The sequence below is a fragment of the Candidatus Kryptoniota bacterium genome, assembly GCA_036567965.1.
Taxonomy (GTDB): domain Bacteria; phylum Bacteroidota; class Ignavibacteria; order Kryptoniales; family JAKASW01; genus JAKASW01.
The window spans coordinates 24,078-36,032 of record DATCTN010000021.1 but is presented as its reverse complement, the minus strand read 5'-3'; the positions used below and the strand labels follow the sequence as shown (position 1 = coordinate 36,032).

The following is an 11,955-nucleotide window of genomic DNA, read 5'->3' as shown; positions in this document are numbered from 1 at the left end:
CGCAGTTAGTTTCGTGATATGAGTTAAACCGACTGTGAAAGTTATGGACAAGAATTGGAAATTGCGAACGACCGGGTAGCGAGTCAAACTAAGGAGTTATTGCGACGACATGAATCTCCATGTCTGCGAACCTCCCGATGCTCATGCGAATCGAAAGGACAGTCCGGGCGTTAGAGTGAAGGCAATGAGCGAATCCGCGAAGCGCAGGATTTCCCGGCGATCAAGTTGGTTCCGAGACCTGTCGCGATTGCAACGCCACATTCCCGACAAGATCCGACTCCCTGAGCCTTGTCGCGAACAGCAGGCCCACGATAATAAGCCCGATCATTGCGAGCAGAGATGGTGTCATCGAGCCGGCGGGACCCACCCTAAAACTGTCCATGGCGAAAATGAATGCGATTCCCGATATCTGGCCCATGAGGAGGAGGAGACCGTTAGAAGTTCCTTCAGGTGTCGGCCTACCGATCTCCGCGCCATATTGAAACCCGATCGGTCCGCAGCTCAAAAGAAAGAATCCAAGCGCGAAACATGAAGCGTACAGAAGTCCGACGGTACTCGCGAAGGTAATGCCGAGCAGTCCCGGAACAGTGCCCGCCAACCCGAGAATAATGAACGGCACTCTCTTTCGATAACGGTCGGAAAGAGTAGGAAGTATTACGGCTCCGACTATGCCTCCAACGATCATGAGGCCGCCTGCATTCCCTGCCTGAGTTGCAGTGAAGCCCCGGGGACCAATTATATCCTCGATCCATGTTGTCACGCTGTTGAATACACCGAGTCCTACGAAGAAGATTGCCATGAGGAATATGAAGTTTTTCTTCCGCAGAATTTGTTTCATCCCGTCGAACATGAGCGCGCGTTCCTCGAGTTCAGGGGGACCCGGAGGAGTCGCGGGATGTTCTCGCGCGAGCAGAATGAATACTACGGCGGCGGCAATCGCACCGATCCCGTAGTACATCAGCATGTTGGTCATCCCTGCGCTTAACGCAAGGGGAGGTGTCAGAGCGAGGCCCGCAAGTATTCCGATGTACATTGCGAGTGAGCCGAGTCCAGACGCGGTCGCGCGTTCCTGGATTGGGAACCAGCGGGCCGCAACTTTTGTCAGGGCATTCAGGATAAATGGCTGTCCCACTGCCGTTCCAATTTGCGCGATCATCACGAGAGTGAAATTCGACGCGACCATTCCGCGCATCAAACCGAAGATGCCTGTAAGCGCCGCACCGATGCCCACTGCAACTCGATAACCGTACGTGTCGATCACCCATGAAGCCGGGATGGAAACGACAAGATAAGCAATCATGAAACTCATCGAGAGAAGTCCGATGTCGAGCTGCGAGACACCGTAGAATGCTGCGGCGGAGTCAGTGATTGGAGCGAATGTTATCCAGACCAACTGGTTAAATGCTGCGACCAGCATGTACACCAGCAGTATAAGCCACCGATAACCATATACCTTGAAAGCGGGCTTTTCCAATTGAATCCTCCTCCGGCAGGTCGCGGTCTCAGATTCCGCTGGCTGCCCTATTGATCCTGGTTCATTTCTGAAATATCAAACCTACTCAATCAAACGTGGAACCGTAATTCGAACGATGAAGCCGCCGGAAAAGAAGCCTGTTCATTTTGAGACTTTTTCCATCAACAAATCGAACCGAATAATTTATGCGCCCGTACGGCGATGTGCAAACGGAACTCGGGCAGATCTTGAAAAAAATATCCGACCGGTCAAATTTCTCGTTCGACCGACTATGCATGATATGTATGTTTAAACTATTAAGTAGCACTTGAAAGTCCCGCCTGAATCCATCTCTTATCATTTTACAAGCATCAATTTCTTCGTGGATAGAAATTTCTCTCCCGATACACCCTGTGCTGTGACCCGACAGACTCCAGCTCGCCGCATCATCAACAGATCGGAAAAGGCCGCCGTAAGTACCGGTGAACACCGTGTCTGATCCGGTTGTAAGAATAGATTGAACTGTACCACCGTAGGGTCCGAAGGTCTGTCTCCGGAAATATTGAGAATAAACTTAAGGAGCTGATACACAAATTGCCACTGCAATACCCAGGGACAGCTTGCCCATGACGATATTCCTTTCCTAATGTAAGATAGGATGTGATAACTTTGCGGAAGGCTGGTCAGAATCAAATGTCCAGGTCTCTATTGGCTCCATGGTTCAGTGATGTCGCAACTCGATGATTAGGAAAAAAGTCCTTCTCGATTAATAGTAGACAACCATTTCAAGACGAGGATGGTTCCAGTTGGAATAGGCTGGCTAACAGAGAGTCATCCGGGTGCAAAATGTGTTATGGTGATTATGTGGAAATGTGGAGGGGTGGGCGCCGCTGCATGTGAGGAGTAGTGCAATGCCGGGTGCATCACAATTCTATGGGCGGCCAATTGTGACGATCAGTATTTTACAATTTGGACAGGTGTTTCTTTGCCGTCTTGACGTTTCCATTCATTGGGTAGTCTTCCACGAGCTTCTGAAAAGTCTCTCTTGCCTTCGCCTTCTCCCCCATCTTCTCGAAACATCGGCCGATCATGAAGAGCGCGTCCCCTATCTTCACAGATCGCCTGGAAGTGAGTATTTTCCGGAATTCCTGAAGCGCTTCCCGATAATTCCGTGCCGCGAATTGCGATTCCCCGATCCAGTAATAACAGTGAGCAGCAATGTCGTCCGGCACTTTTTCAATCAGAATTTCCCTAAATGCCATTGCTGCATCGGTGTAATTTTCCGAATTGAAAGCCACCAAGCCGTTTTCGTACTTTACCAGTCTGGCAATGTTCTCATTTGCCCTATCGACATTTTCGTTCATCGGATAGTGTCTCACAACTATTCGGAAGGCCTCTATTGCTTGATCCCTTTTGCCCATTCTTTCGTAACATCGTCCGATCATGAACTGCGCGTCGCCCTTCTTCACAGATGATCCGAAACTGAGCACCTCGGTGAATTCCCGCAGGGCCTCCCCATATTCCTTCGCCGCATACTTGCATTCTCCGATCCAGTAGTGGCAGTGGTCAGTAATATCATCTGGCGGGTTCCGATCCAATATTTCTTGAAGCGCAACAGCCGCACCGTCAAAATCCTCGTGCGCAAATTCCCTCAATGCATTCTGGTAATCAGTGATCAAGTCTTTTCCTCCGACTGCCGATTTGTTTGGCGTTTTTGTTTCCGGCCACGTCATCTGCTTTTCGGCGGCCGCTACACCCTCCGCGTTTATCGCCTGTCTCAAACTGTCTCCCCTCTGTTTTGCTGCTGCCCACCTCATTTCCAATTCATTCAGTCTCGAAATCAATCTCTGCGCTTCGTCTTCCACGTTGAGATTGATCTTCCACCCCCGGTTTACAATTACAATTTCAAGAGTATCGATGACATCACCCTCTTGAGAACGATGCACGGTAAGGTCCAAGGGACCGTCCTCCTGCATCGCCCCGAGGAATTGAAGCTGCGTGGAATCCACCGAGAGGGTGTAATTCCCGGGTGCGATATTCATGGCGTAGAAACCGCCGTCGGCAAACGTATGAAGGGTATCGCCGTAAGTCCCTTCGGTCGATCGCAAGATGACGCGGGTTCCGCTTAACGGTGTACGACTTCCGTCTTTTTCAAGATAGACGGTTCCCGAAATCGTCCCTCCACGGTAAAACGGGATCTCGATTCGCTTGAATTGATTCGGGTCGGCAACAAAAGAGAACTTGTCAGTTGTCGGAACCAGATTAGGATCAATCTGCTGCCTGTCGACTTCAAGATTGTATCTGAAATAGCTTTCCAGCTGCGACACGTGTATGACACTGTCGCTTCCGAGTTCGACTTTCCCCATGCCATCTAGCTTGACACCTTTCGCGGGGATCAACTCATCGCCTGCATCATACACGCCATTATCATTGTTATCGACGAACAGTATCACATCGACGCCGCCCTTCCCGATCTCTTCTCGGTTTGAAAATGACACTCTGTTGCGATCGACTCCTACCGAACCGTAGAGCGAGTGACGCGAGGTGCTGGTCCCGCTCGATACATCAAAGACCGAAGATTCGCGCGTTACATCCAGGTCCATGATTAGTCCGGCCTCAACAGTTGTCAGGTGGGCAGCAACATTGTGCGTGACTCCCAGGTTGAACTGGAAGACCTGAGCGAACGTTTTCGAGGCTTGCAGGGTCACATCCTGGAAGGTTTTTGCACCCAGGTCGTAGCTTGCCTGCCCGCGCAACAAAAAAGCCCTCAGGAATGCAGGCAGAATTGATCCTCTTGGAAGTGAGTACATAGCTGTAACCGCGACAAGCCCATCGCCGGCAAAGTTCAACGGGCGCACGCCCGAACCGTTCGTCACCTCACTATAACTTATCAGCAGCTGTACATCGGTAAGACGCGTCGAGAGATCGAATCGCGGTGACAGACGTTTGCCCGGCTCCGCATCAATGTAATCCTCGGAGAGCCTGAACCCCGTGCCGGGAGAGATGAACGTGAGCGGCAGGTAGAGTGCGAGACTCGCGTTCTGTTGCGGCATCGTGCCGATGACCGTATCAGTCAACATGTATTTCGCGTACTGGACGAACACGCCCGCGTTCGAGGCGAAAAGAGTGTTTGCGTCCAGTCGATAATATGCGTCTGGCGCAAGATCCATATCGACAATGTATTGTGAGAACAATCGGGATGAGAATCCACCATGATAGATGAGTTTCCCGAGGCCGCTGTTGAGACTCTGCTCGAGGCCGCCATTGATCGTCAGCCAGTTGGTGGCGCCGAAAAGAAAATTGGCATCGCCCAAATACACATCCTTCGCCGCCACGGTACTCTCATCCGCCTTCCCGGCTTGGATGTCGTAACTCAGCACGCCGCCCGGCACAAACGAGAAGGGGACTTGAACCTGCTTCTCCTCCACGTTGATGTCGCCGTATTTAGAGAAGGTTTTCACTGCCAAGCGCATCGTCCCGTACATAAGCGGGAACTGGAAGCGGTAGTATCCCGCCGCATCTGCTCGCTGGAAATCGATGAGGCGATCGTTAAGATACAACTCGACATCGGACTCCGGCTCTGTATATCCGTCAACCACGTAGTTGTCAAACATGACTCGCGGTTCAACCGGTTCGTTCGAGAGTGCGATGCCGGTGACCCTCGGGATGAACTCACTGCTTGTGAGGATCTGACCCGCCGCGAACGAGCTGAAATATTTATTCTCCCGCACGACATAGCGCCAGCGAACGTCGCTGTATGATGGGGTCTGGCCAGTGCCAGCGATAAGGCTCCCCTGCACATCGCCTCCCGCGACTTCTCCTCCGCCGGTAAACGTCATGCTGGTTGCCTGCGATGAGAGACCGTTCAGTGAATTAGTGATGTTATAGTCCAGCACTGCGCCGTCGATTAGCGAACGCTCGCGATCGAACCTGAGCGGATATTTCACCGGCACCACGGCGGTGCTCATCGTCTCCGATCGCTCCAATAGAGTTCTCCTGCGAACGAGTGCGGGGAGTTCTTTGTCAGTCTCGGCGATTATCTGAAGCCGGTTCATATTAACTGTGCTGTTGACGCCGAAAATCTCTCCGAATTTTTCCGGGGACATATAGATATCCATGTCACCTTTAAAAATCTCATCCGGTGCAAGTCCGTATCTTTTATCACCAAGCGTAACAATCCTATTTACCGGATCGATGACCAGCGGAAATTTTGAAGAGAGGTACGTTCCCTTTATGACGTTTTGTCCCTCGATCGTAAAATACACTTCGAAAATGTTGAACAATTCCATAACGGGAAGGTAAATCCTGTCGTTCTTGACGGCCACCGATATATTGTAACTTCCCAGTTCTTTTAAAGTGAATCCGAAGACAACTTCTTCATATTGCGGAGATTGTTGACTCAACGACTGAGACGGCGCAAGGAAAGAAAAGGCAGATGTCATGCCTAGCACCGCGAGGACGACTCCCACAGCGTGACGAGATTCTCCTGACATGGGCAAGTCACACACTGGCGATGTATCCCAATTCAACCCGCAAGCTGATTGTCCTGACAAGCATTTGCCGGTTACACTCTTTCGTCACGCCTCGGTCACCGTACGACACGTTTTAAGGTAGTCCGTCGACCCTTCAAGGCATGCTGTGAAACGCTTTAACACCTTAATTGCGACAAGCCCTGCCATAGGCGGGGTGAGCTCAGCGATGAGGCGCCCCCTCAAGATTCCAGGCATCCTCGCCCAAAATTAGTGAGCGGAATAGCTGCAGTCTGCAATCTGGCTCCTAGTATGGGATTGCTTCGGCCGAGATCTGCAGACTCGCAATCACGAATCTGCATCGCGCCCATTACGGAAGATTCACTGTTACTTCTTTTGATACCGGGAGTGTCTGCAGCAGGTCCTCCGCTGAGACGTCTGAGCGTTTCGTCTCATATGTCAGCACTAACCGATGCGGCCCTTTTCCTGCCTTGGACAGGTCAAGTTCCATCTTGTCTTTCATTCTAAAATAGATTGAGATGGTTGATTCGAATAGTGCTACCCTTTCATTTGCAGGAGAAAAAAGCTCCGCTCTGACGCTTCCGATGAAGGGTGCAGTCCCAGTGCGCTCGACATCCGCAACAGCCTCAAGCGTATCATTATTGATCAGAGTGCTTACGTCGTGGATTGTCAAGCCTGTCGAAACATCTCCCTTTTGATAGAAAACGGGAAGTATCTGATTAAACCTGAATCTGACTTGAGCTGCTACCGAGTCGCTCTGTTTTCTTTCGATCTCTGCAGATTTTTGATTCGAAGTGACTTTTACTCTTGTAAAATAAAAAGCATTCCTAACGGAACCGTTCGTGCGCACCTGAAATCTGACGGTCTGCTCTTCGCCAGGGTTCAGAGTAAAAGCTTTCGGATATGCCTTTATAAATGGATTCAGGGCATAAGCTTGGGCTGCAATAGTATCGTTGTAGTTCATCACCGGGTTCCCTGCACTGTCTGCGCCCGGATACCCAAAAGTGAAGTCTATGCTGATTTCCTGTGGGGTTGAAGAGTTGTTCGTTATGTAAAGGTTGCCGATGCCGCCTTTGCCGTGAATGAAGACTGACGACGGAGCTACACTAACCTGGGAGTACGAAGCTTCTACTCCGAAAGAAAACATTATCAAATTGATGATTGTCGCTGCCAAAGCTGAACTTCTGATCATGTGTTTCATGAGCGTCCTCCAATGTATTCTAAGTTAAACCGCCGGACCCGATGCAATTGACACCTGCCACCGAGAGAGCATCCATATGAACGAATCTCTGAACTTGGTAAAAACAAGGGAAGCCCTCTGCAAAAGGGCCTCCCCTCGCGCCTTTCATTCAACTGGAAATGAATCGCGCATTACGTCTTCTTCACAGTACATAATCGACGGTGAAGGTCACGGTGCCGGTGTATGTTCCGGCCGTCTGGGCTGCTGGAACAGGGTTTGACGTGCCCTGCTGGTACAGATGACCGCCTATGTACAGTGGCATTGCTGTCGCCCCCAAGGGTATGTGCGTCGTTCCGCTGGCAACTGACGTAGATCCCACCTGAGTGGCCCCATAGGAAACCAACGGGGAGTATGTCACAGAATGGGACGCGCCATCACTCAGGTCTTGGGTTGTCCAAGACACAGTGACGTTCGCACCATTACTTCCTGCGACCGTGAATCCTCCGAGCGTGGCACTTGCTCCGACGTTTGTCCAACTTGATGCTGCTACGGTTGGATCTATCGTCGGTATCTGCCCCACGTTGATATTACTGAAGTCAACATTTGCGGCAGAAGCAAGGGTGATTGTAGCAAAGATATTCGCGCTTGCGTTAATATTCTGGGTCTTCGCATAACCCGTTTGCGCGAAAGAGTTCTCGCTGCATATCATCGTGACAATCGCGATGAGCGCGGCGAATTGCAGTTTACGCAACATAAGTACCTCCTTTGTACTTGGTTATTTGTTGTTCAAAATTATTTCTTCTCTTTGCGGAAAAATCTTTCCTCAAGGATCATCTTTCCTAGATGAACTCGACAGTTACGGTCGAGATCGGCAACGGATATTCATTTCCCATTTCCTCCTTTTGCTGATGGATTAAAAAAAACACATATGCCACAAAAAGTGGATTCCTTGTCTTCATAGAACGTTTCAATAAACTGTTGTTCCTTAACCGGAAGTCTATGGCACTCTTGTTCGTGATTGTAGCTCGCCTGAAATAAGTAGTCCCATCGTTCAAGTAACCGCAAGTGATCCGTGGTGAATTCGGGTTCCCGTCTCTAATCAGCCCGGGAGTCGTGACCGTCACGAGAACACTTATGTTTTCGTACGCTGAGATCGCGTAACCTGAGCTAAGGCTCACGGTATCGCGCTCACCAAATTCTCCGGAGATAAGGTCTTTGAGAAAAGGCGACTCCTCAATAAGCAAACCCTTCATCCCCGCATCCATCTTTGATATGCCCACTGACGATTCGACGTTCACTTTGATCTTGAGAGTCGGTTTTACCTGGGCCTCGCTCTCAAGTGGAATCCCGGCAGTCAGTGTCATTACTGCAATGGCCAGCACGATCACCCATGCGGTGACCGATCCGTAGCTTGTCATATTACTAGCATCAATATGTCGTGTAATCAACGCTGACATTGATCGTTCCCGAATAAATTCCAGGTGTAACATTTCCCACCGGTCCCAGCGAACCATAGAGAAATAGATATGCTGTCGCGGAGGGAGGTGTATAACCACCGTGCGCTGGTGTCGGTGGCGGAAGTGGTGTACCCGATGCCCGCCGAAGCATAGGCAGCGTAATTGCCGTAAAACCTGAAGGTACCTGGACCGCAACTGCTTTTGCGGCTGACACAGTGTCTGATCCAAGGTTCGAATACGCGAATTGACAGTTGAATGATACCTGGTTGCCCGGACCACCCGCACCGACGGTGAGATACGAAGGAGCCATAATCGTTATCGTAATATCCCTTGTGGCATCTCCGACGATTTGGATATACTGTGACTCGTTGTCGTTCAAGGCGATAGTCACAGTCTCATTGCTGTTGCTGACGATTACAGGCTCTTTGTCGTTGAAGTTCAAGTCTCCGCTGACGTTCAAAGTGATGCCCTGAGAAGTTGTATAGGCTCCGAAATTTATTTTTTGTGCCGCTCCCTGGCGGCACTGAAATACGGTCAACAGAAGTATCATTCCCATCTGTTGGATTGTGCGTGCGAGAGGAGTCATGGGAGGTATTCCACCTCGATAGTAAGGTCCATCGCATAATTACCAGGGATGATGTCTTCAATGCCCGAGAGTTGACCTCCAATCCAGACATAATACACGCCCCGGTCACTCAGCCTGATTTCATTGTTCTGTGTGAGGAGGGTCGATTCGCTCTGGACATCGGACGAACTTCCGCTCAGGTTGTACGTGAAGTATAGCTGCGATTCGCCACTCTCGTGCTGGAGAACAGATTCCATTTCGTTCGTCACTCGCACTAGACCGTTAGGATTGCCGACTATCTTGATTTCTCCGGAACGCGGGTCGGTTTGCGGATTCAGGACAATTTCAGTAGGCGAGAGAGTGGAAATATCGAATTCGAGATCTTTCATCACGATCATGTCGAGATTTCCTACCACAGTTGCAGTAGCAGTGATCGTTGCTATTGCCTGATGCGCCTTTAGCGATTGAGCGCAAGCGACGGCGCACGTCAGCACGCATACCGTGATGAGGCATCCGAAGAATCTTGTCATCGGACCAGGACCATCTTTTTTGTTTGCACATGAGTTCCAGCAATCATACGGCAAAAATAGACACCACTCGCCGCGCCCCTTGCGGTCCATGTAACTAAATATTTGCCCGTCGGATACTCCCGGTCCGTGACGGTGGCGACCCTCTGACCCAGGACATTGAACACCTGGATCGTTACTCGAGTGGGGGACGGAACCCAGAAAGAAATGTTCGTGGACGGATTGAACGGGTTCGGATAGTTCTGTGCCAGGTCGGGAGTGCTGGGCAAATAGCCCGCGAAATCGTTGCGCGCCGAAATTGCGACACGGAAACGGATCGATGTACCGGCGCCCTTCGACAACTTAGAGACAGGCACGGTATGTACGACCGGCCGTGGCAGCACAGCCGGCGATCGTTGGGTAGATGCAAGACTAGATTTCTTCTGCAAGAAATTACCGCCTGACGGAACCAGATCGGGCGGCGTGTTGTATCGAAATGTCAACTCGCCCTCCTGTACCATGTTGTAGGCTTTGCCCGTGGAATCATCCATGAGCGCGATACTCCAACCGGACGGAATTTGTCCTTCGAAAGTCCAGCGCAGCGTGAACGATCCGTCGAGCGGTTGTCCTCCTTTTGTTCCCCCGACGTACAGTGGCAAGATGAATGGATCAGCGAAGCCGGTGTCCGGCAGATCCTGAATTTGCATCGCAGGCTGGCCTTGTCCGGCGACGGAATACAGAATCAAATACTTGTCGGACGGCGGGACTAAACTAAATGCGTCGTACGGATCGTACGTCAGTTTTCCCGCATCTCTGAACATAAAGTACGCTTGGGTTTGTATTCCATTGCTTAGGAGATCGAGACGAAGAACAGGCGGCCGGGCCGTGGAATCGCTGGCAACCTTCACAAGAGAATGCACCGGCGATGAATCCTTAGTCAACTTTTTAAGTGGACTCCCCTTTGCCGAATCCATTGCTATCTTCCCGAGAAAACTGCCGCCGGTCGACTTCACACCATTGTCGCATTTCAGAGACGGACCGGCGCCGTTCGCCTTTACCCAGAAAGCCTGAAATGGCGCAACAAGTCCGCTGCCGAGGTTCCCGGTTGTCCCATTCCAGGTCTTGTATCCACCGCTCGTGTCGGCCGGATCCCAGATGTAAATAGTCCCATCCATATTCGCCTTTGTCCAACCCGGAGAAGCATCCCAGTCGATCGTCGAGGGAGTCGGATTGCCGACAAGGTTCCATCCGTAATCCACGGCATTAGTATCGACGTACGTTGTGTCTGACGGCCCGCCGGCTGATCGTGTGGTGGCAGTTACGCCAAAATCAAATGCCGTGGTCAGTGGCTGCTCCGTACCCGACGCGCTCATCGTGAGTGGAAGTACGTCACTATAATTGATGCTGGCGGTATCTGATCTCTGTGCCCCGTCGAACACATAGAACATATAGCCTCTACCGAGCGCCACGCCATCGGAAGTCGAAGATGGATCTCTCCACGCCTGGAGTGAAGAGCCCTGGCTCGTCTCATCCCACCAGAGGAGGTTGGGTTGTAATGAAGGATAGCTCGAACCCGTGAAGCCCTGTGTGACGAAAGGAGCTGCGAACATTGAACCGACGGTGACATTGTCGGGAGACGCCAGCATTCGCCATCCTGCACTCCCTGCGATATTGGTTTGCGCCTGAAGCGTCGGCGCGCTGCTGCTGAGATTTACATAATTCGAACCGGACTGAAGAATTATCTTTCCAGTTCCGGTTGTTGTAATGGATGCGCCGGATCCAAATGTAAGTACAGGCCCGGTTGGAAGATCTAAACTCGAGCCGTTGCTAATTGTCATTGAGCCGTTAATGGTGAAACTTCCAGAACCACCAAGCACTACGCCGGATGAGTTACTGACGATTACATTATTGAAGTTCTGGGCTGACGCCGAACCGCCCATATGCTGCAATGCCGTGCCGTTAAATGTCAAGGTTCCTGATCCCGCGGAAAAGGTTCCATTGTTGGTCCAGTCACCGCCGAGCTGAAATGTTCCATTTCCGCTGGTCGTGCCGCCGTTTGTATAAGACCCGCTGAGTTGAATAGTCCCGTTGTTCGCTATTGTGCCGCTCGCGTTTCCGACATCCATAGAGACGACGAAGGCGCCAGAAGTCAGTGACACAACGGCGCTGTTGTTGGATAGCACCTGTCCCATCGAGACATTCGGGAGCCAGATCAACAAAGCACCGACTAGATATGGTGCTATTGAGAAATTAAACTTTCCGTCGGCTTTGATTAGTTGAATCAATCTTTCAAGTGTCCTCAAT

Annotated in this window: 8 protein-coding genes; all 8 read right to left on the bottom strand. The window is 51.0% G+C overall.

From position 1 onward, the window contains the following. Positions 1-220: 220 nt before the first annotated feature. Positions 221-1,474: an MFS transporter gene (locus tag VIS48_08460; protein HEY9166176.1), complete on the bottom strand. Its 1,254-nt coding sequence runs from the start codon at positions 1,472-1,474 to the stop codon at positions 221-223. Positions 1,475-2,415: 941 nt separating this feature from the next. Next, positions 2,416-5,895 carry a tetratricopeptide repeat protein gene (locus VIS48_08455; GenBank protein ID HEY9166175.1) on the bottom strand — a complete coding sequence of 1,160 codons (3,480 nt, stop codon included), beginning with the start codon at positions 5,893-5,895 and terminating at the stop codon, positions 2,416-2,418. Between the two features lie 397 nt (positions 5,896-6,292). Beyond that, positions 6,293-7,144, bottom strand: a complete 852-nt coding sequence (locus VIS48_08450; GenBank protein HEY9166174.1) for a hypothetical protein — start codon at positions 7,142-7,144, stop codon at positions 6,293-6,295. 181 nt (positions 7,145-7,325) lie between these two features. Then, on the bottom strand, positions 7,326-7,877 hold the full coding sequence (locus VIS48_08445; GenBank protein HEY9166173.1) for a hypothetical protein: 552 nt from the start codon (positions 7,875-7,877) through the stop codon (positions 7,326-7,328). Between the two features lie 85 nt (positions 7,878-7,962). Then, positions 7,963-8,541, bottom strand: coding sequence for a hypothetical protein (locus VIS48_08440; protein HEY9166172.1), 579 nt, complete (start codon positions 8,539-8,541; stop codon positions 7,963-7,965). A 10-nt stretch (positions 8,542-8,551) separates the two neighbouring features. Then, positions 8,552-9,166, bottom strand: coding sequence for a hypothetical protein (locus VIS48_08435; GenBank protein HEY9166171.1), 615 nt, complete (start codon positions 9,164-9,166; stop codon positions 8,552-8,554). After that, positions 9,163-9,675 (bottom strand): hypothetical protein, encoded by a 513-nt coding sequence (locus VIS48_08430; protein HEY9166170.1) that lies wholly within the window; start codon positions 9,673-9,675, stop codon positions 9,163-9,165. Before VIS48_08430 ends, VIS48_08435 begins: the two co-directional genes overlap by 4 nt. Further along, positions 9,672-11,954, bottom strand: coding sequence for a T9SS type A sorting domain-containing protein (locus tag VIS48_08425; GenBank protein HEY9166169.1), 2,283 nt, complete (start codon positions 11,952-11,954; stop codon positions 9,672-9,674). Before VIS48_08425 ends, VIS48_08430 begins: the two co-directional genes overlap by 4 nt. Between the last annotated feature and the right edge of the window lies 1 nt (position 11,955).